Raw genomic sequence first — 21,205 nt, forward strand, 5'->3', positions numbered from 1 at the left:
AATGCATTACCAATTCTACTAGAATAACTATTACTTTTATCATGATTCCTAAATTTACATTTGGCCTTTCTTTTTCAAATTCCTATATTTCAAATAAGAATAAGCTATAGGCACAATTGCTATAGCAAAAACAATTGTCAAAAACACTTTAGCGAAAATAGAACTGTCAAAAATCAAACTTCCCAAAATAATGATCAGCCCAGCAATAAACCAAAGTTTTCCAGCAAATAAGTGTGTCGTTTTCCAGACTTCTTGATTTTCTAAAGTCCACGGTGTCTTAATTCCGACAAAATAATTAGGCCTTATCACTTTAAAATAGTTTCCTAAAATCATAAACAAAGCGCCAGCCAAAACGAAAATAAAACTTGGACTGGAAATAGTCTGACTTTTTGTACTGTAAATAATAAATAAAGCTAAAAGCGACATAAATAAAACCAAAACAAATTTAAGCTGATACAATTTTCCTCCCATTAAAGAAATTCTTTTCTTAGGATCAATCTTTGTGATAACAGACAAGACGATATAAGTTAAAACTGGAAGCATAAAAAGCATTGCAATCAAAGTCAATTTATTTCCCCAGCCATCTATTTCTCCTCTAGAATTCCAGTGAATAGGAACTATCTCTGGCAGACTTTTCCAAACTGCAGCCAAATAAACACAAGGAATCAAAACAATCCCAATTAAAGGGAGCTCTTTTTTAAATTCTAAATTCATTTTATTATTGTTTAAAGGTTAGTATCCATTGCAAAACATCTTCCATTATGGTGGTATTTATGGAATAAATGATGAATTGCCCGTTTTTTTCAGACGTTATTAAATCGGCTCGTTTCAGAATATCTAAATGATGCGAGATGCTTGGCTTGGAAATATTAAAAGCATCTGCAATCTCTCCAGCCGACATATCTTTTTGCTTCAGAAGATCCAGAATCTCTCTTCTAGTCGCATCATTTAATGCTTTAAAAATATCATTCATTACATTTATATATTTAGACAAATATCTAAATACTTTTTAAACAAACAAAAAAAAAGCAGTAATTTTTTACATTACTGCTTTCAAATATTTCAAAAGGAACTTGTTTAAAACTTATGTTCGTCTTTGCTAATTACCAAAAATGAAACTAAAGATATAAGTGCAGCAGTAACTAAATAAAAGCCTACATAACTCACATCATAAGTCTTAGCTAGCCAAATCGCAATCATTGGCGCAAATGCAGCTCCAAGGATTCCTGCCATATTGAACGTTAATGATGCTCCCGAATAACGAACATTGGTTGGAAATAATTCAGACAAGAAAGTTCCTAAAGGACCATACGTAAATCCCATTAAAGACATTCCGATACAGGCAAAAATGGTCACTAACATAATATTTCCTGAGCTTAAAAAGTAAGAAAAGAAAAATCCGAACACAGCAATCGCCGCTGTAGCCGCGATAAGCATTTTTCGGCGTCCAATTTTATCTGCAACTACAGCCGAAACTGGAATAAAAAGCGCGAAAAATAATACTGAGAATAATTGTATCAGCAACCCGTCTCTTTTTACAATTCCTAAATCTGAAGTTGCCCAGCTTAGAGTAAAAACTGTCATTAAATAGAAAACCAAAAATGTTGTAATCGCGGCAAAAGTTCCGAAGATCAATTGATTTTTATAAGATTTCACCAATTCTAAAAATGGCACTTTTACTTCTTCTTCATGCTTTTTAGCTTCTTCAAATGAAGGTGTTTCAGTAATTTTTGTTCGAATATAAAAACCAACAATTACCAAAAGTGCGCTGGCAATGAAAGGAATTCTCCATCCATAACTCATAAAATCTTCATTACTCATCGAATCAGTAAGCAATAGAAAAGTCCCACCTGAAAGTAACAATCCGATTGGCGCGCCTAATTGCGGAAACATTCCGTACCAAGCGCGTTTATTTGGTGGCGCATTCTCAATGGCAAGCAAAACTGCTCCTCCCCATTCTCCTCCTAAACCAACACCTTGTCCGAATCGGCAAAGCATCAATAATAATGGAGCGGCAACACCAATACTTTCATAACTTGGCAGAAAACCAATTGTAACAGTAGAAATTCCCATGGTCAACAAAGCAGCAACAAGAGTAAATTTACGTCCGATTTTATCTCCGTAATGTCCAAAAAAGGCAGAACCTAACGGACGAGATAAAAAAGCGATAGAAAAAGTGGCTAAAGATTCTAGAGTCGCCATCGTCGAATCTGAACTTGGAAAAAATAATTGTGGAAAAACCAATACGGCAGCATTGGCATAAATATAAAAATCAAAAAATTCGATTGTAGTGCCAATAAGGCTTCCAAAAAGAACATGTTTTAAAGAGTTCTTTTTATTCGGGTTATTTTTCATGAAAAATGATATCTTTTTTATTTGCAAAAATAGAGTTTCATTATTAAAAATTGATACTTACATCAATTACTTTTGCAACTACTTTACATTTTTAACAAATTATCTAAATTTTTAATTTTCAGCAACCTTACAAAATCAAAATTTAAAACCCTGATTACAACGCTTTTAAAAACATCAGAAAAAAATCAAATCTTAAGCAATTGTTAATAGCGTTTTTAACTGTATATTTTCATTAAATTTACAGCTGTCAAAAATAAATTATAAATTATGCCTACCGACTGTATCAGCTTTCAATCTTCTGGATATTTCTCTAAACTAATGCAGGATTATTTAGATCAAAAGCCAGAATTAAAACCGCTGTACAATAATTTTCCAGTCTTAGAAAATTTCGAAAAACAAATTGCCGAAAAATCAGCCAATTTTGACCACAGCAACCGAACAGTGTTGGTTGACACTTTGCATAAGCAATATCAAAACATTGAAATTTCTGATTTAACGAGACAGAATATTTCGCTTTTATCTCTCGAAAACACTTTTACAATTACAACTGGTCACCAACTGAATTTATTCAGCGGACCATTATATTTTTTATATAAAATTATTTCAACAATTAATTTAACTAAAGAATTAAAATCGAAATACCCTTCGTACAATTTTGTTCCAGTTTACTGGATGGCGACAGAAGATCACGATTTTGAAGAAATTAATTATTTTAATTTTAAAGGAAAAAAAATCCGTTGGAATGCTGAAAGCACTGGTCCAGTCGGAAGACTTGCAACTGATGGTTTAGAAGATTTATTTGAAATTTACTCTCAGGAATTAGGTTCAAGCACAAATGCAAATGCACTGAAAAAGCTTTTTGAAGATGCTTATCTAAAACATTCAAATCTAGCAGATGCAACCCGTTATTTAGCAAATACACTTTTCGCTAGCCATGGCTTAGTAATTATAGATGCAGATGATGCCGATTTGAAACGTGCTTTTATTCCGTATGCAAAAGAAGAATTAGAAAATCAGACTTCGTTTAAAGAAGTTCAAAAATCAATTGAAGAGCTTGCCGCATATACCGTTCAGGTAAATCCACGCGAAATCAATTTATTTTATATTGAAGATAAACTGCGCGAAAGAATCATTTTTGAAAATGGCAAATATTGGGTTAACAATACCAAAATTTCATTTTCTAAAGAAGAAATTCTAAAATTACTGGAAAGCAATCCAGAAAAATTCAGTCCAAACGTAATTATGCGTCCATTATATCAAGAAATTATTCTACCTAATCTTTGCTACATTGGCGGAGGCGGAGAAATCGCTTATTGGTTAGAATTAAAAGCCTTTTTTGATGCCGTAAATATTACTTTTCCGATATTATTAGTCCGAAATTCAGTTCTTCTAGCAACCGAAAAGCAATCTAAAAAAGCTGATAATTTAAATTTAACTTGGAAAGATTTATTCAGCAAATCCGAGAATTTAATCAATGAGATTACTCATAAACTTTCTCCATTTCCTATAGATTTAACTCCTCAAAAGGAAGCGCTTGAAAAACAGTTCGCCTATCTTTTTGAATTGGCTGAAAAAACAGACAAATCTTTCACAGGAGCTGTAAAAGCACAAGAAGTAAAACAAAAGAAAGGTTTAGAAAATCTAGAAAAGCGTTTATTAAAAGCGCAAAAAAGAAAACTGGCTGATCAATTGGAACGTGTTACCGATTTGCAATGTGAATTATTTCCAAACAATAGCCTTCAAGAACGCCAAGCTAATTTCTCTGAATTTTATTTAGAAAAAGGAGAACAATTGATTCCACTTTTAATTCAGAAATTAAAGCCTTTAGAACATAATTTTGACATCATAATAATCTAAAATAATTATCTTTAGAAATTCAAAAGCGATAATTTAGGAACAAATAACCAGCTCATTTCCGATATTATTGCTGTCTCAAACCAAATAGAATTATATTTTATAACCTATTTAACGAACTAACCTAATGGTAAGAGAACGCCTAATTTCGCTTGATGTCTTTCGCGGACTGACTATTCTATTGATGACAATTGTAAACAATCCCGGTGACTGGGGCAATGTTTATCCGCCACTTTTGCACGCACAATGGAACGGCTGTACACCAACAGATCTTGTATTTCCGTTTTTCATCTTTATAATGGGAGTTGCTATACCACTTGCAATGCCCGACAAAAAATACGACGAAACAACGTTCAATAAAATCTTGATTCGTTCTTTAAGAATGTTCTGTCTGGGGATTTTCTTTAATTTCTTTGGAAAAATTCAGCTTTTTGGTTTAGATGGGATTCCACTTCTTATTGGCAGATTGATTATTACTTTTGCCGTTGGTTATGCTCTGATGGGGAATTTCAGTAATAGACTAAAAAACATTTTTGCTTTTAGCATTTTAGCAATATATCTTATTTTAGCTTACGGAGGTTTTGAAAATTATGCAGACGTGAGACTTCCTGGAGTACTACAACGTATTGCAGTTGTCTATTTTGTAGTTTCGCTTTTATACTTAAAAACATCACGAAAAACACAGTTTATTACAGGAATCGTTTTGCTTTTTGGCTATTGGGCTGTTATGACTTTAATTCCTGTTCCGGGATTTGGAGAAGCTAGTTTAGAAAAAGGAACCAATTTAGCTGCTTGGGTTGACAGCGTGTTTTTAAAAGGACATATGTATCATGAAACCAACACTTGGGATCCTGAAGGAATCTTGAGCACACTTCCGTCAATTGTAAACGGAATTATTGGTTTATTTATCGGGCAAATTCTACTTCTTGGTGTAACTAAAATCCAAAAAGTCCAAAGAATGGGAATGATTGGTACATCGTTAATCTTTTTCGGATTAATCTGGGATTTAGTTTTTCCAATAAATAAATCCATCTGGACAAGCAGTTATGTTTTATATACAACAGGATTAGCAACAGTTTGCCTTACGGTATTATATTATATAATTGATATAAAAGAATTCAAAAAAGGCTTTAAACTATTTGTTATTTGGGGAGTCAACCCAATGATTGTATTCTTCGCTTCGCAAATTATACCGCAAGCCTTGGTAATGATTCGTTTTCAAAATCCGTCACTTCCAAGCGAACAAATCAATCTATTAGATTATTTGTACAGATTTGGCATTGCACCATTTTTTAGCAATCCAATGACAGCATCATTGGCAGGCGCATTAACCTATGTAGCAATCTGGACATTTATTTTATGGATTTTTTATAGAAACAAGTTGATTTTTAAAGTTTAAAAACAATAAAAATATTTTTAAAGACGCGCAATTGTGCGTCTTTTTTTTGACTATGATTCACAATTTCTTCCATTCTTAATCAAAACATCATTCCAGCATGTTTAAATTATGAATTTATTAAAATCAATTCACAAAAAAAGTATACTTTTGCACAAAATTTAATAAAATACAAAATGGCAACAAATAGAACTTTTACAATGATTAAACCAGATGCTGTTGCAAACGGACACATCGGGAATATCTTAGCAATGATTACTAATGGTGGTTTCAAAATCGTTTCATTAAAATTAACTCAATTAACTGTAGCTGATGCGAAAGCATTTTACGCAGTACACGCAGAAAGACCTTTCTACGGAGAATTAGTTGAATTCATGTCTCGCGGACCAATTGTTGCTGCTATTTTAGAAAAAGACAACGCAGTAGAAGATTTCAGAACTTTAATCGGTGCTACAAACCCAGCAGAAGCTGCTGAAGGAACTATTCGTAAAGCATACGCTACTTCAATCGGAGAAAATGCAGTTCACGGATCTGACAGCGACGAAAACGCTGCTATCGAAAGTGCATTCCACTTTGCAGGAAGAGAGCAATTCTAAGACTTCTTAAATCATAAAAAAACCGCTTCATAACTGAAGCGGTTTTTTTATTTACTTATAATAATATTAAAGACTTTCAGAAGTCTTCTTTACCATTTTCTCAACTCTTCCATCCAAATCTTTTAAAAGTTCGTCTAATGCGCTTTCGCACATTGGCAATACTTTATCAAAAGATAAAACAGGAATTCCTCCTACTATTGTTCCCGTTTTCTTTGAATTTGCTCCTTCATTAAAAGCAAAAACTTTTTTTCCATTTTTATCATACAAAGCAATTCTTGCATAAGCTCTCATTTTAACAGTACCAGTTCCGCCAACTGCAAACCCTTTTACCACAGCAAAGTGAATCTCTGTAAACAAGACACCATCTGCATTATCTTTAAACATAGTAGCTGTCGCCACCTCATTTGCTGAACCGTTTGTTCCCTCATAGATATATTTATATCCAGGGTAATTGATAATATATTTTCCTTTTTCTCCCTCTCTATCAAAATGAGGAATATAGTCAATATACTCTTGTTTTTGAGTTACATCTGTTTCAGGAAGTAAATCGAATGGAAACTTTTTAGAATAATCATTAAAAAAAGCATTGTGATACTTTTCTAAAATTGGTTGTAAGTTAAAATTTGGATTGTTTCCTAAATCTGTTACTGCAGCAACAGCACTTAAACCAAGCTCAGAAAGATCAATTGTTTTGTCAGTGTAAAAAGCAACAACAGCAACTTTTTTCTTTTGTGAATAACCAGTTAACGTACATAATACGGTTAAAATTAGTAAAATTTTTTTCATTGATTTTTTATTGTTTTGGGTTTATAAAAAAGACGCTATTTTGAAGAAATAACTGCCCAAATGTATCGTAAAAAAAAACACTTCACAATAGAAGTGTTAATTAATTTTAAAATTTATCTTACTAAAAAAAACTACCGCAAAATCACGTCTTTCACCACTTCACGGCCCAATTCTTCATTGATCATTTTTACGATTTTATACTTTCCGTGAGTCAACTCTTCACGTAAAACAGAAGACCCCAATTCTACATAAAGCGTGCTTCCTTTCAGAACAATATTACGAGTATATGTATTTACACCATTTCCCATAAGCTGTCTCCAAGCCTCCCGAACATCAATATCATCCATTCCAGACTGCAATTTGTTCACCTGAATAATTTGCTGTAAAACAGCACCGATTGTAGTTTCGTTATTTAGTCTTTTCGCCATCGTTCAGAAGATTTACGGGTCCTGCTTTTTTATAATGATATTCTATTTTTTGCGGGTTCTTAACCACTAATTTGTCAGCTGAAAGCGAAATAATTTTTTCACTCCATTTTGCATACTTTGTTTTATAATCCAAGAAAACCTGCTCTCCAGCAAAACGAACCGAAACATTTTCAAAAGTATCTGTAGTCAAAAATGTTCCGTCAAACTGTGGCATAACTTTCGTTCGGACACCTTTATTATTTTTAATTTGAAAAAAATCAAAAGTCTCGTTCATTTTATACTCCTTCTCTTCTCCTTTCTCAAAAACCACTTTTTCAATTTCCCAATAACCGTTCAATTTAGCAATATCTGCTGGTTTTATTTCTTGTTTACAGCCCACAAACAAAAGCGAACAAAACAAAACTATGAAAGCATTTTTCATAAATAAAAATATTAAAATTTACTCTTTTTTCTTTAAAATGAAGTCGAAGATTTAGGAGCTGATTCCTGCTGTCCGCTATATCTTTTGTGCCGAACCCCGGCACAAAAGGATGCCGCTCCCATCAGGGCTAGGGCTCCCGTTTTCAAAAGAAATTTTATCGAACAACAAAGATAATCTTATAATCATCAAAAGAAATAAAAAATCGAAAAACACATGAACTATTTTTAAAAGCAATTGTTCCCTAATAAAAAAGCCTTTAAATAGAAAAACCTAAACGATATTTCTATTTAAAGACTCAATACTTTTTAAGCAATCTTTATTTTTGGTTGGTTTTTATTTTCTTAAGAACTCCTAAAAAGAACAAAACAATTCCCAAAACCAGCAAAATATAATATACTGAAAGATTTTTATCCTTTAAAACATTTGCTAGAACAAAAGATATTACACTAGCAAAATAGAACGTTAAAGCTGATATATTTTTCATTATAAATTATTTAAAGAAACTATCAACGAATTCATATTTATTAAAGACTTGCAAATCTTCAATTCCTTCGCCAACCCCAATATATTTAACCGGAATTTGAAATTGATCAGAAATACCAATTACAACTCCTCCTTTTGCAGTTCCGTCCAATTTAGTTACAGCCAAAGAAGTAACTTCTGTCGCTGCCGTAAATTGTTTTGCCTGTTCAAAAGCATTCTGTCCTGTTGAACCATCCAAAACCAAAAGTACATCGTGAGGTGCATCAGCCACAACTTTCTGCATTACACGCTTTACTTTTGTCAGCTCATTCATCAAGTTTACTTTGTTATGAAGACGCCCAGCAGTATCAATAATAACAACATCAGCATTTTGAGCCACAGCCGATTGCAAAGTATCAAAAGCTACAGAAGCAGGATCGCTCCCCATTTGCTGTCTTACAATTGGCACGTTTACACGATCTGCCCAAACTTGCAATTGATCAATCGCAGCTGCACGAAAAGTATCTGCAGCTCCTAAAACCACATTATGACCCGCTTTTTTAAACTGATAAGCCAATTTACCAATCGTAGTAGTTTTTCCAACTCCATTCACTCCAACAACCATTAAAACGTAAGGTTTTTTATCTTTTGGAATTTCAAATTCAGTTGCTTCACCTGTATTCGTTTCAGACAGCAAAGCCCCAATTTCATCTCGCAGAATTTGATTTAATTCGTCTGTTCCTAGATATTTATCTTCAGCAACACGTTTTTCAATTCTTTCAATGATTTTTAATGTAGTATTTACTCCAACATCAGAACCTACAAGAACTTCTTCAAGATCATCTAAAACATCATCGTCAACTTTAGATTTTCCTGCAACGGCTTTGCTTAACTTTGAGAAAAAAGTAGTTTTTGTTTTTTCAAGACCTTTGTCTAAAGTTTCTTTTTTTTCGCTAGAGAATAATTTTTTAAAAAAACTCATTTTTTGTAGTTTATTAGATTATTAGGTTTCTCGATTTCCTGACCAGAAACCCAAATCTTTAAAGAAAGTGCAATGGTTTCCTTAAAAAGAGCCAATTGTTACGATTCTTTAAATTTTTAGACAAATATAGGTAATAAAAAAGCTACTTCCGAATGAAAGTAGCTTTTCTATATAATGTAAATGTAATTATTTCTTTTTCAAGAATTCATCAACTTCTTCAGGAGCCATAATAGATTCTACGAATGTATATGCACCAGTTTTAGGAGATTTTACCATTTTGATGGCTTTTGATAATCTCTTAGAAGATGTTTGTAACGATGCTACGGTTTTCTTTGCCATGATTCAAATGTTTTGGAATTCAATAAATCTTCAAATGAAAAACCATTTGAGATTTTATCAAAATCTCTAATTATTACTTAATTTCTTTGTGAACAGTTACTCTTTTTAAGATTGGATTAAATTTTTTAATCTCTAATCTATCTGGAGTATTTTTTTTGTTCTTAGTTGTAATATATCTAGAAGTTCCTGGAACACCAGAAGTCTTGTGCTCAGTACATTCTAAAATTACTTGGATTCTATTACCTTTCTTTGCCATCTTGCTATATATTTATTTAGGAAAAGATTATTTGATAAATCCTTCTGACTGCGCTTTTTTCAAAACTGCAGTGATTCCATTTTTATTAATTGTTTTTATCGTAGATGCTGCTACTCTAAGAGTAATCCATCTATCTTCTTCTGGAAGATAAAAACGCTTTTTAACTAAGTTTACAGAAAACTTTCTCTTAGTTTTGTTCATAGCGTGAGAAACGTTATTTCCTACCATCGCTCTTTTACCTGTAAGGTCACAAACTCTTGACATTATACTTATCTTTTATCGTTATTCAAAATCAGGGTGCAAAGAAAAGAAAAATAAACCATTGTAGCAAAAAATTATTGCACAAATTTTAAAATTTCTTTCTGTAAAATTTCCAAACTCTTAACTGATGCCCTATCTATCACTTTTTCACGCGGTTGTCCGAAGTTAAATTCTTCCACAATTACTCCGTTTGGCGTCGCTAAAGCAATAAAAACAGCGCCTATTTCGGCATCCGAATCACCTTTTGAAGGCCCTGCATTGCCTGTCGTTGCTAATGCATAGTCGGTTTTCAGCAAATCTTTAACACTCAAAGCCATAGCCGACGCAACCTCAGCGCTTACTACCGAAAACTCATCGATTAAATTTTGCGAAATTCCCAAAACATTTACTTTAGCTTCTGTTGCGTAAGAAACAACACTTCCTTTAAAATAGTTTGATGAACCTGGAACAGACGACAGTAGCGAAGCAATTCTTCCTCCTGTACAACTTTCTGCTGTTGAGACGGTTTTATTTTGTTTAGAAAGCAGTTTGCCAATTACAGTTTCAATTGTTTCATTTTCTTCATAACCCACAATTATATCATGAATTATAGCATCCAATGATTGCACATTGCTTTCTATTGCTGCTTCCAGTTCTTCCTTATTCGTTCCGCGAGCTGTTAGGCGGAGACGAACTCGCCCTGGATTTGGCAAATAAGCGAGTTTTATAAATTCTGGAAGATTATTCTCCCATTGCTCAATACGTTCTGCAACTAAACTTTCGCCTTGACCATAAGTTAAAATGGTTTTGTGAATAATATAAGGACGTTTGTATTCGCGAACGATTTTTGGAATTATTTCCTCTTCTACCAAATATTTCATTTCATAAGGAACTCCTGGAAGCGAAATAAAAACCGTATTTTCTTTCTTCATCCACATTCCCGGCGCAGTTCCCACTTTATTATGCAAAACAGTACAAGTTGACGGAACTAGAGCCTGATCTTTGTTCAGTTGAGAAATTGGTCTTTTATAAAAACCTTCAATTAATTCTGTAACGTGTGCCAAAACTTTTTGATCGACTACTAATTCATCATCAAAGTATTCACAAAATGTTTTCTTTGTAACATCATCTTTTGTTGGTCCTAATCCGCCTGTTACAATAACAACATCCACTCTGTTTTGCAATTGAGCAAAAGTATTTAATATATGTTTTTTGTCGTCGCTTATCGATAGCATTTCTGCCACCTCAACTCCAATTTTATCGAGTGATTTAGCAATAAAAGCCGAATTTGTATCTACGATTTGGCCAATTAAGATTTCATCTCCAATAGTAATAATTGCTGCTTTCATATCAGTGAAATATTTTTGTCACTTACTTTTAGTAAGCTATAATTTATAAGTAGAAAATTTAAATTTTGTCTTGGAGGGAGGGTATTAACGGCTTTTACAAACTATAAGCCACTTACAAAATTTAAAAAATGATTTTGACTTATTCCTTAATTTAAAGAAATCAGGAATAAGTCAAATTTTATATTAAAGATCAAAATCTTTTTTAATTTCTTTAATCGCTTCTTTTACTTGTACTTTAATACTTTTAAAAGTTTCGATAATATCTTTTTTCTTGCCTTCAGCTTTTGTCCAAGCTTCCACTTGCAAGATTTCTTCAAAAGCCACATTTAATCCCATTAAATCTAATGTTGGCTTTATTTTGTGGGCATACGAATATGCATATTTATGATCCTTCTTTTTAATTCCTTCTTTAATTTGTTTTAAATCTTCTGGAACTTCTGTAACAAATAAAGTTAAAATCTGATTTACAAATTCAGGATCGTTATCTGAAAGCGCATATACTTTCGAAAGGTTATACTTTAAAGCCATTATTTTACTTGTATTCTGAATAATTTTTTATCTTCTAAAAAGCCTTCTAAAATGTCATTTGGTTTTACAGCCGCAACACCTGCCGGTGTTCCTGTAAAAATAATATCTCCAATTTTTAAAGTAAAAAACTGAGATACATGAGAAATCAATTCGTCAATTTTCCAAAGCATCATACTTGAGTTCCCTTTTTGAACCACTTCTGAATTGCTTCTTAATTCAAAATTAAGATTTTCCATAGAAACAAAGTCAGTTTTTGGCAAAAAATCACCAATAACCGCAGAACCGTCAAAAGCCTTGGCTTTTTCCCACGGAAGCCCTTTTTCTTTTAACTTACTTTGCAGGTCTCGAGCAGTAAAATCGATTCCTACACTTATTTCATCATAATATTTATGGGCAAATTTCGGTTCAATATATTTCCCGACTTTATTAATCTTAACGATTATTTCAACTTCATGATGAACATCTTCAGAAAACTCTGGAATTACAAACGGATGCTGTTTCAGCAAAACAGCAGAATCTGGTTTCATAAAAACAACCGGCTCACTCGGACGCTCGTTTTTCAACTCTTCTATATGATTGGCATAATTCCTGCCGACACAGATAATCTTCATTTTTTTTAAGGTTCTAAGACACTAAGATGCTAAGCTTCTAAGGCAAAAACTCAGAACCTTAGAAACTTAGCACCTTAAAAGCTTACTTCGTATTTAATTTTCTTAATTTAATTGCTGTCAAAACTTTTTTGGTATACAGTGGGAAATCAGCATTTTGAATCCAGCTGAAATATCCAGGTTCTGTTTCTAAAACTTTCTCCACTTTGGCTCCTTTATGTTTTCCAAAAGTAAAAATTTCTTCATCATCTTTATCAAAAGCAATCATTCCCGCAAAATCTGCTATTTTTTTACGAGTTGTAAATTCAGATAAAGATTTCATGTCATTTTCCAATTCCGGATAACGATCTAACTGCGCTTTCAAAATTTCGTAAGTTGCCATTGTATCTGCTTCTGCCGAATGGGCATTATCGAGACTTTTACCACAATAAAACTTCAAAGCCGCACTCAAAGTACGCTCTTCCATTTTATGAAAAATAGTCTGTACATCTACAGAAACTTTGTTCTTCATATCAAAATCAACTCCGGCACGAAGCAATTCTTCTGCCAAAAGCGGAATATCAAAACGATCTGAATTAAATCCACCCAAGTCGCTATCTTTAATCATATTATGAATATGCGGAGCAAGTTCTGCAAAAGTAGGTTCATTGGCCACTTTCTCGTCAGTGATGCCATGAACTGCAGTTGTTTGTGGAGGAATTGGAATTGTCGGATTAACCAACCAAGTTTTACTTTCTTTGTTTCCGTTAGGAAAAACTTTGAATATTGAAATTTCTACGATTCTATCTTTACCGATATCAATTCCCGTTGTTTCGAGATCAAAAAAGCAAATTGGCTTGTTAAGTTTTAATTCCATTTCTATTTTTTATAAGTTTACAAATGTAATTTTTAAAGCGGAATATCCCTCTTTATTCTGATTTTTTTTGTCAAAAAACACATTCAATTACTCAATTTTAACTTTTAAAAATTAAGCTCATAGCAAGCCTACGTAATAGTGCCTAATTCTTTTCTTACAAAATAAAAAAAATCCGGCAAGTTTTAAAACTGCCGGATTTGAATTTATTTTAAAAATGAATTTTAGAAATCTCTATCTACATCAAAAGCTTCTAAATATTCTGCTACTCTTTTCACAAAACTTCCTCCCAAAGCTCCATCAACAACTCTATGATCGTAAGAGTGAGATAAGAACATTTTCTGACGAATTCCGATAAAGTCTCCTTCTGGAGTTTCAATAACCGCAGGCACTTTACGAATTGCTCCAAGAGCCAAAATACCTACTTGTGGCTGATTGATAATTGGCGTTCCGAAAACACTTCCAAAAGTACCAACATTCGTAACTGTATAAGTTCCGCCTTGTGTATCGTCTGGTTTTAGTTTTCCAGCTTTTGCACGGTTTCCCAAATCGTTAACCGCTTTTGCCATTCCAACCAAATTCAACTGATCTGCATTTTTAATTACAGGAACAATTAAATTTCCGTTTGGCAATGCTGCCGCCATTCCTAAATTGATATTTTTCTTTTTAATAATATAATCTCCATCAACAGAAATGTTCATCCCTGGGAAATCTTTTAAAGCTTTTGCAACTGCCTCCATCATAATCGGAGTAAAAGTCAGTTTCTCGCCTTCTCTTTTTTCAAAAGCCGTTTTTACTTTATCTCTCCATTTTACAATGTTTGTTACGTCAACCTCAATAAAAGATTGTACGTGGGCAGAAGTCTGAACCGAAGCCACCATGTAACCAGAAATCAGTTTACGCATTCTGTCCATTTCCACAATTTCGTCAGCACCGTTTACAGAAACTGGAACTGCCTGCTGGCTTTTTTGAACAACTGGCTCAACTGCTTTTGGAGCTTCTGCTTTAGGAGTTTCAACAACTGCTTTTGGAGCTGCTTCAACTGCTTTAGGTGCCTGAACAGAACCTGATTTACGATCTTCTACGTATTTCAGAATATCTTCTTTAGTCACACGTCCGTCTTTTCCAGAACCTGCAATATTTTCAAGTTCGTTTAAAGAAAGACCTTCTTCTTTTGCAATATTTTTTACTAATGGAGAAAAGAATTTATCTGATCCTGAAAAATCTTGAGAAGTTACAGTTTCTTTAACCGATTCGATTGTTTTTTCAATTTCGGCGACTTCTGCAGGAGCGGCAGTTTCTTGAACTGTATTTACAGCTTGTGGAGCTGCTGTTTCTCCGCTTTCAGTTTCAATAATGGCAATAGTCTGCCCTACTTGCACTAAATCATCTTTACCAAACAATTGCTCAACTAAAATCCCTGATACTTCACTTGGCACTTCGCTGTCAACTTTATCTGTTGCAATTTCGAGTACGGCTTCATCAGCCTCAATTTTGTCTCCAACTTCTTTCAACCAGTTAGTTATGGTTGCTTCAGCGACACTTTCTCCCATTTTAGGAAGCTTTAATTCAAATCTTGCCATATTGTTAATCTAAAAGATGTTTTTGATTTTCAGATTGCGAAATTAATGAAAATTTTAAATATAAATTTCATTTAATATAATTTTTTACTCGATTTTCACGATTTGCCCTCTGTCATTCCTTGAATTACTTCCAATAATAAAACCTGTATTTTTGGGAAAAATTTTAAAAGTAACCTTCTTATCTTTAAGAGTTTCTATGATTTCGATACATTTTTTGAATGAAATATAGTGATTATCCAAAATGATCTCTGCCTTTTTACCCTTTAAAATTAGCCACGAATTTACCATTTTTTCTCCTTTGAAATCTAAAAAACCAACTTTATTTTCCAAAATCGGAGCCAATTTTTTAGCGAAATTCTCATTTTCGGAGTATAAAAAATAACTTTCTGGCAATGTGTTTTCTTTTGGTTTTCCTTGAAACATTTTAGCACTTGAAAACAAAAAAGCACCAATTTGAATAAAGATACTAAAGAACTGCGATTTCTTAAAATGCTTTTGATAAAAGAAATTCATAGCCTCCTGAAAACGCATCATATACTTTTCGTCTTTTATTGTACTTTCTCCTTTATAATGCAAAACGGTAGTTTCATGAAAATAATAATTTTTCTTTTGCATTTGTAAAGCGCGATACGACAGATCAATATCATCGGCGTACATAAAACAGTTTTCATCAAAACCATTTAAATCTTCATATAGTTTTCTTTCCAAAAACATAAAAGCGCCAACGAGAATATCTACTTTTCCCGTTTCGTTTTCGTTTAAATGCTGAGCGTAATATTGATTAAAAAGTTTTGTCTTGGGAAATATTTTATACAATCCGAAAATTTTTGTGAAGGCAACCCAAGGCGTTGGAATGCCGCGTTTGCTTTCTGGAAGAAATTGCCCTGTTCCATCAATTAATTTACAGCCAATGATTCCGAGATTAGTTTGCCTTTCGGCGAAAGCCAAAATCTTTGTAAAAGTATCTTCTGCAACGACAGTATCAGGATTTAAAATACAAACGTACTTTCCTTTCGCTTGACGAACACCAATATTATTGCCTTTTGGAAAACCAAAATTTTCTTTATTTTCAATTAGTCTTACGTTTGGAAATTTTTCTTTCATCATCAAAACGCTTTCGTCTGATGAATTATTATCTATTACAATAATTTCTGCATCGATTGACGCAATTGCTTCCTGAACACTTAAAACACATAGTTCTAGAAAGTAGCGTACATTGTAATTTAAAATAACAACCGATAATTGCATGAATAATTGAGTCTGTAGATTTTGGCCGAAGTTAGAAATTTTCTGATAACCCCAAACGTAGCGACCAATCGTTTTTACTGATTCCGTAATCTAAAGCGAGATTACTGCCGTTACGTTTATTCCATTTAATGCGAATTCCAGTTCCGACAGCAGGATTCCATTTTTTAAATTCGTATGTATCAAGTTTAGAAACCGAAGAAACATTGGTAAAAAAAACAGCACCCAAAAATCCGTTACGGGTTATATCAGTTCTATATTCGGTTTCAAAATAAATTAAAGCATTGCTGCGATATCTATTTTTGGTGAATCCGCGGCCTGTTTTCCCTTCTCGATCCCAGCCAATACTTGGTAAATCCAAATAATGCGGTTTCCCTCCAAAAGTGGACCAAAAGAACGCCCTAGAAGCCCAAACCCGATGTTTGGTTTTACTAAAAGAATGGTATTTTCGGGCATCAAAATATATAGACTGCCACTTGTCTCCTTCTACTCCGCTGGTGTTTAATCGTAAATCGGCTTCGACATACAAGCCCTGTTCTGGATTAATGATATTTTCTCTAGAATCGTATAAACCTTGAATGGCAAATCCGAAAGAAGTCTCATCAGAATAATCACCATTCATATATTTATAATAATCTGTTTCTCCGTCTATATAAGATTCTTCAGAAATATTTTTATAATTATCGAAAAGGAAACCAACTCCTAACCGATAATTACCGACAATCTGCCTTGTAATAAACTGATAGAAGCGCCACTGCTGATAATCGAGCGTTGACATTTCTTTTTCTGAATTGTCGGTACCCAGTCCGTAAGTATCTTGAGGATAAATCATGTAACGATAATCTCCCATCAGATTCCATTTATTGTCACTTGTATAAATATAAGATTGGATTGGAAATACAAATTGATTGCTAAAACTAAAATAAGGCGAAAAGGTAATCTGAGACATTTTGGTTTTTTCTGCGTCTCCCAAGTAAAAAGTAGTCAAAAAAGAAACCACCAAACCATTGCTGGAATTAACACCGACTGGAACAGGCAGTAAAGAAAAAGTTAGTTTTCGTTTTCGATCCGGACGAATGGTATCCTGTTTATCAAAAATTTTATGAATGACGTCTAAGATATCTCTAGTTTCCACGGTGGTACTATCATTCTGCGCCTGACAAAACGATCCTATTAAAAATAAACTTAAGATATATTTAATTTTTAAACTACTCACACGCAATGTCTTAAAAACCGCCTCTTACAAATTTAAAATTTTATTAAGAATATTAAGGTTGATTTTGAGGAAAGTTTTCAGTCGCGGTTTTGAGTCTCAGTTTACAAACCGAAAACTCAAAACTGCGACCGAGACTAAAACTCTAAAGATGCAGCTGAATTTTATATCTATTCAAAATCTTCATTACAAAAAGCATAATTATTGAAAACACCAGAGACCATAAAATTCCAGGAACTCCTACTCTGAAATATCCTGGTATTATATGAAAGTTAAAAGCTTTACAGAAATAATAAATAACGCCCGGTAAGATATAAATCAATAATGGGTTTGCAGCTGCAGGCATGAAGAACTCGCTCCATTTGGTCTGCTTTTTAACTTCCATAAGCCAATACAGAAAATAGAAAAGAGCGGCGCAAATTGCTGCCGAGAACATTGTCCAAGATGGTGTTCCTTTTATTTTTGATATTCCGAAATACGGACGAAGCAAAATTGCTGTTAACGTAAACAAGCCAATAAAACCAATTACTGGCCAATTGATTTTAGAACTAATTTTTCGGTCAAAAAATAATAATGAAATTATAATTCCAGCCGAAGTCAGAGAAACATGTGTAAGATGTCCTGCTATAAAACTCAACCAAGAAGTACTTTGAACAAAAGAGTTTTCGATTAAATTAAGAGAATTCATGGCAACAGCAAAAACTAGAAAAGCAATCATTGCCCACAGATTTCCTGAAACTAGCCAATAATAAATTACTGTAAAAAGATACGCCCAACCTATCAACCCAAGAATTCCCCACCATTTTGGTGTCATTCCGCGATCTCCAGTATCTTGCACATAAATGAAATAAAGTGTTACAAGTACTAAAATCCCTCCATATTGAAGCACATTTTTTAACCAAACAGGAAAATCTTTTGGATATTTATTCCAAATTGGAATTGGCATGCTATAAGCCAAAAGTCCCCAAAATGCTGGCGCGATAATCATTTTTGTCGCATCAAATCCATACTCAGCATTGACCATAAAAACACCTATTACAATAAGGGCAATGGCTCGCTTAAGAGTATGTGTCCAAATTGTTTTTGGACTGTCTTTTTTTATGAGTCTGGCATTAAAAGCAAACGGAATAGACATTCCGACAATAAATAAAAAAGCAGGAAAAACTAAATCAACAAAAGTCATTGCATCTGCATCTGCGGGCATGTGTTTCATCCATTGCGGTACGTTTTGAATACTTGCAAGTTCGTTTACAAAAATCATTACAAAAATGGTAATTCCACGCAAAGCATCGATAGAAATAATACGCTGATTAAACAGATTCTCTTTTATTTTCATAATTTTTTACTTTTTTACTAAAAATCAAATATAGCATAATTCTAAAACGTCTTGTTACAAATTCTCGACTAATTTTGTACATTAATATTTGATCTCTACAGTTTTATTTTTATGCTATCATTCCTCAAATCAAAACCTATTTTAAAAGACCTGCTTGATGGCAGTTTTGTAGATATTCATTCTCATATTCTGCCAGGAATTGATGATGGTGCAAAAACCATTCAACACACAAAAAATCTAATTAAATCTCTTGAAGAAATTGGCGTTTCACAATTTGTAACTACACCACACATAAGTCATTATATTTGGGATAACACCCCTCAAACCATTACAAATACCTACAGAGAAACTAAACATATTTTAGAAAAAGAAAATATAAATATTTCCTTTAAAGCTGCCGCAGAGTATTTTATGGATGATTGGTTTGAAAAACATTTTAAAGATGAAGAGCTTTTAACATTAAAAGATAATTATGTCCTAGTTGAAATGTCATACATGAATGCTCCATTAGAACTTTATAAAATACTTTTCGACTTACAGGTAGCCGGATATATTCCGGTTTTAGCGCACCCTGAAAGATATATTTTTTATCACAAAAGTTTTAATGAATATGAGAAATTAAAAAGAGCTGGCTGCAGATTTCAGTTAAATTTGCTTTCTATAGTTGGTTATTATGGTGGAGAAATCACTAAAATTGCTGAAGAGCTGCTAAAAAAAGGCATGTATGATTTTGCAGGAACTGATGTACATCATGCCAAACACATTAAAGCCTTTGATGAAAAAGTAAATATTAAAAGCGTTTCAAATCTAAAAGAAGTTATTGCTAACAATGCTTTTTTTAAATTTCAAGAGGGTAACTAATATGCATTTTCTTCCCCTTGAACAATATTCATGATTGTTCGAATTATAATTTTAACATCCAACAACAAATTCCAATTTTCTATATACCAAATATCACATTCAACTCTGTTTTCCATGTCAGAAAGCTTTTTTGTTTCTCCGCGATAGCCATTTACTTGCGCCCATCCAGTAATTCCTGGTTTTGCATAATGTCGAACCGAATAGTTATCTATTAGCTCTCCATATTCTTTAGCAAGATTTATCATATGAGGTCTTGGTCCGACAACAGACATATTTCCAAATAGAACATTAAAAAATTGAGGTAGTTCATCAATACTTGTTTTTCGCATAAAAGCTCCAAACTTTGTAATACGCGAATCCCCTTTTCTAGCCTGCTTATCATGTGCAAAATCATTAATATACATGCTTCTAAATTTATAGCATGAAAATGTTTTATTGTCACGACCAGAGCGCTCTTGTTTAAAAAATACTGGTCCAGGCGATTCTAACTTAATAAGCAACATCACTATAGGAAATAACCACGGAAAGATTAAAATTATAACCAATATTGAAAAACAAAGATCAAATATTTTTTTTATAAGTCTATTAACTGCAAGTTCTAATGGCTCGCGTCGCAACATCAAAACAGGTGTGTTTTCGTAAAAAGCAACCTCAACTTTACTAGATTTTGTGTACAATTGAAAATCTGGTATAAATTTGATTCTCACCAAATTTTGCTCACATATTTTTGTCAGTTTATTAATTATTTCAATATGATCAATATGTAATGCTACATACACTTCTTCTACTTTTTCTCTAATAATGAATTCCTGCACATCATCAAATCCGCCAATAATTGGTATTGGTTGATTTTCAATTTCATTTTTTTGATCAAAAAATCCTAAAAATTTATAACCATAGGTCAAATTTTTAGCTAATATTTTCCGCATTTTCTCTCCAGTCTCATTTGCGCCAATAATGATGAATTTTTTAAAATTATATCCTTTCGCTCTCAAGTTCTTTAAAAGCTTCATGAAAATGTAGCGAGAAATCAATAACAGAATGAAGAAAAATAAATAAAAATATAATAATCTAAGCCTAGAGATATCTGTATATTTCAGAAGTACTACAAAAAAAACGATTAACGCAATATGTATAAAAAGCTTTTTAATAGTCCTTCTTAGAATTGATTCTATATACTCTATTCTAATAATTCTATGGGAATCTTTTTGCATCAGCAAAGCTACCCAAATCAAGTTTGCTAACAACGAGATTGTTTTTTCGTCTTTCAAAAAAAGCTTGTCTAAATCTCCAAATCGCGCCATAGCGGACAGATAGATCGCAAGATTTAATAATAATAGATCCCAGCACACAAATAATAGTTTGGAATAACGCGAAATACGATAATGTGATAAGTTTTGCAAAAAATTCATTTTCAACTTATTTGCCTAGATAAGATTTGTTTGGTATAGATGACGAAAATAATACTTTAATTATTGTTATATGCTATTTTTTAAATCAATTCTTGCAAAACA

At 32.9% G+C, this 21,205-nt stretch carries 24 protein-coding genes; 4 read left to right on the forward strand and 20 right to left on the reverse strand.

The genetic code is table 11. The features are described 5' to 3' along the window. Positions 1-54: 54 nt before the first annotated feature. From PQ463_RS12645 to PQ463_RS12655, 3 genes are all read right to left on the reverse strand, one after another. Positions 55-714 carry an SdpI family protein gene (locus PQ463_RS12645; protein WP_274254023.1) on the reverse strand — a complete coding sequence of 220 codons (660 nt, stop codon included), beginning with the start codon at positions 712-714 and terminating at the stop codon, positions 55-57. Positions 715-718: 4 nt separating this feature from the next. Further along, on the reverse strand, positions 719-973 hold the full coding sequence (locus tag PQ463_RS12650; protein ID WP_111378348.1) for an autorepressor SdpR family transcription factor: 255 nt from the start codon (positions 971-973) through the stop codon (positions 719-721). A 104-nt stretch (positions 974-1,077) separates the two neighbouring features. Further along, the gene (locus PQ463_RS12655; protein WP_274254025.1) at positions 1,078-2,355 is read right to left on the reverse strand and encodes an MFS transporter; all 1,278 of its coding nucleotides are present in this window, start codon (positions 2,353-2,355) and stop codon (positions 1,078-1,080) included. A gap of 267 nt (positions 2,356-2,622) precedes the next feature. Here PQ463_RS12655 and bshC point away from each other — a divergent pair, with 267 nt between their 5' ends. The 3 genes from bshC to PQ463_RS12670 all read left to right on the forward strand — a co-directional run bounded on the left by bshC (position 2,623) and on the right by PQ463_RS12670 (position 6,201). Continuing rightward, complete coding sequence (gene bshC / locus PQ463_RS12660; protein ID WP_274254027.1) at positions 2,623-4,212, forward strand: bacillithiol biosynthesis cysteine-adding enzyme BshC; 1,590 nt, start codon at positions 2,623-2,625, stop codon at positions 4,210-4,212. Between the two features lie 124 nt (positions 4,213-4,336). After that, a complete protein-coding gene (locus tag PQ463_RS12665; protein WP_274254028.1) occupies positions 4,337-5,608 on the forward strand; it encodes an acyltransferase family protein in 1,272 nt (423 codons plus the stop codon). 173 nt (positions 5,609-5,781) lie between these two features. Beyond that, complete coding sequence (locus PQ463_RS12670; RefSeq protein ID WP_012026941.1) at positions 5,782-6,201, forward strand: nucleoside-diphosphate kinase; 420 nt, start codon at positions 5,782-5,784, stop codon at positions 6,199-6,201. A gap of 66 nt (positions 6,202-6,267) precedes the next feature. Here PQ463_RS12670 and PQ463_RS12675 read toward each other — a convergent pair whose 3' ends face one another. The 16 genes from PQ463_RS12675 to PQ463_RS12750 all read right to left on the reverse strand — a co-directional run bounded on the left by PQ463_RS12675 (position 6,268) and on the right by PQ463_RS12750 (position 18,830). Beyond that, positions 6,268-6,987 carry a hypothetical protein gene (locus tag PQ463_RS12675; protein WP_274254029.1) on the reverse strand — a complete coding sequence of 240 codons (720 nt, stop codon included), beginning with the start codon at positions 6,985-6,987 and terminating at the stop codon, positions 6,268-6,270. Between the two features lie 131 nt (positions 6,988-7,118). Beyond that, entirely contained in the window at positions 7,119-7,415 is a 297-nt protein-coding gene (locus PQ463_RS12680; RefSeq protein ID WP_274254030.1) for a DciA family protein, read from the reverse strand. After that, the gene (locus PQ463_RS12685; protein ID WP_274254032.1) at positions 7,396-7,836 is read right to left on the reverse strand and encodes a lipocalin family protein; all 441 of its coding nucleotides are present in this window, start codon (positions 7,834-7,836) and stop codon (positions 7,396-7,398) included. The genes PQ463_RS12680 and PQ463_RS12685 overlap by 20 nt, the downstream gene beginning before the upstream one ends. Positions 7,837-8,152: 316 nt before the next feature. Next, a complete protein-coding gene (locus tag PQ463_RS12690) occupies positions 8,153-8,320 on the reverse strand; it encodes a hypothetical protein (RefSeq protein WP_274254033.1) in 168 nt (55 codons plus the stop codon). A 6-nt stretch (positions 8,321-8,326) separates the two neighbouring features. Next, on the reverse strand, positions 8,327-9,280 hold the full coding sequence (gene ftsY / locus PQ463_RS12695) for a signal recognition particle-docking protein FtsY (RefSeq protein ID WP_274254034.1): 954 nt from the start codon (positions 9,278-9,280) through the stop codon (positions 8,327-8,329). Positions 9,281-9,466: 186 nt separating this feature from the next. Then, positions 9,467-9,619: a DUF4295 domain-containing protein gene (locus PQ463_RS12700; RefSeq protein ID WP_008468081.1), complete on the reverse strand. Its 153-nt coding sequence runs from the start codon at positions 9,617-9,619 to the stop codon at positions 9,467-9,469. A 73-nt stretch (positions 9,620-9,692) separates the two neighbouring features. Continuing rightward, positions 9,693-9,875: a 50S ribosomal protein L33 gene (gene rpmG, locus PQ463_RS12705; RefSeq protein WP_008253902.1), complete on the reverse strand. Its 183-nt coding sequence runs from the start codon at positions 9,873-9,875 to the stop codon at positions 9,693-9,695. 27 nt (positions 9,876-9,902) lie between these two features. Then, the gene (gene rpmB / locus PQ463_RS12710; RefSeq protein WP_008468080.1) at positions 9,903-10,139 is read right to left on the reverse strand and encodes a 50S ribosomal protein L28; all 237 of its coding nucleotides are present in this window, start codon (positions 10,137-10,139) and stop codon (positions 9,903-9,905) included. Between the two features lie 71 nt (positions 10,140-10,210). After that, positions 10,211-11,464 carry a CinA family nicotinamide mononucleotide deamidase-related protein gene (locus PQ463_RS12715; RefSeq protein WP_274254036.1) on the reverse strand — a complete coding sequence of 418 codons (1,254 nt, stop codon included), beginning with the start codon at positions 11,462-11,464 and terminating at the stop codon, positions 10,211-10,213. 183 nt (positions 11,465-11,647) lie between these two features. Beyond that, positions 11,648-11,992, reverse strand: a complete 345-nt coding sequence (locus PQ463_RS12720) for an Hpt domain-containing protein (RefSeq protein WP_008468078.1) — start codon at positions 11,990-11,992, stop codon at positions 11,648-11,650. Then, positions 11,992-12,603, reverse strand: a complete 612-nt coding sequence (locus PQ463_RS12725; RefSeq protein ID WP_274254037.1) for a fumarylacetoacetate hydrolase family protein — start codon at positions 12,601-12,603, stop codon at positions 11,992-11,994. Before PQ463_RS12725 ends, PQ463_RS12720 begins: the two co-directional genes overlap by 1 nt. A gap of 82 nt (positions 12,604-12,685) precedes the next feature. Beyond that, positions 12,686-13,456 carry a 3'-5' exonuclease gene (locus PQ463_RS12730; protein WP_095931062.1) on the reverse strand — a complete coding sequence of 257 codons (771 nt, stop codon included), beginning with the start codon at positions 13,454-13,456 and terminating at the stop codon, positions 12,686-12,688. A 221-nt stretch (positions 13,457-13,677) separates the two neighbouring features. After that, the gene (locus tag PQ463_RS12735; protein ID WP_274254038.1) at positions 13,678-15,036 is read right to left on the reverse strand and encodes a dihydrolipoamide acetyltransferase family protein; all 1,359 of its coding nucleotides are present in this window, start codon (positions 15,034-15,036) and stop codon (positions 13,678-13,680) included. An 84-nt stretch (positions 15,037-15,120) separates the two neighbouring features. After that, complete coding sequence (locus PQ463_RS12740) at positions 15,121-16,284, reverse strand: glycosyltransferase family 2 protein (protein WP_274254039.1); 1,164 nt, start codon at positions 16,282-16,284, stop codon at positions 15,121-15,123. Between the two features lie 31 nt (positions 16,285-16,315). Continuing rightward, on the reverse strand, positions 16,316-17,497 hold the full coding sequence (locus PQ463_RS12745) for a BamA/TamA family outer membrane protein (RefSeq protein WP_274254040.1): 1,182 nt from the start codon (positions 17,495-17,497) through the stop codon (positions 16,316-16,318). Between the two features lie 142 nt (positions 17,498-17,639). Then, complete coding sequence (locus PQ463_RS12750; protein WP_274254041.1) at positions 17,640-18,830, reverse strand: DUF5009 domain-containing protein; 1,191 nt, start codon at positions 18,828-18,830, stop codon at positions 17,640-17,642. Between the two features lie 111 nt (positions 18,831-18,941). Between PQ463_RS12750 and PQ463_RS12755 the strand changes: the two genes are divergently transcribed. Then, positions 18,942-19,691 (forward strand): tyrosine-protein phosphatase, encoded by a 750-nt coding sequence (locus PQ463_RS12755; RefSeq protein WP_274254042.1) that lies wholly within the window; start codon positions 18,942-18,944, stop codon positions 19,689-19,691. On the opposite strand, the gene PQ463_RS12760 is transcribed toward PQ463_RS12755, so the two are convergent. Next, entirely contained in the window at positions 19,688-21,103 is a 1,416-nt protein-coding gene (locus PQ463_RS12760) for an undecaprenyl-phosphate glucose phosphotransferase (RefSeq protein ID WP_274254043.1), read from the reverse strand. The two genes, PQ463_RS12755 and PQ463_RS12760, sit on opposite strands and share 4 nt — an antisense overlap. Between the last annotated feature and the right edge of the window lie 102 nt (positions 21,104-21,205).

Source organism: Flavobacterium sp. KACC 22763 (assembly GCF_028736155.1).
GTDB lineage: Bacteria > Bacteroidota > Bacteroidia > Flavobacteriales > Flavobacteriaceae > Flavobacterium.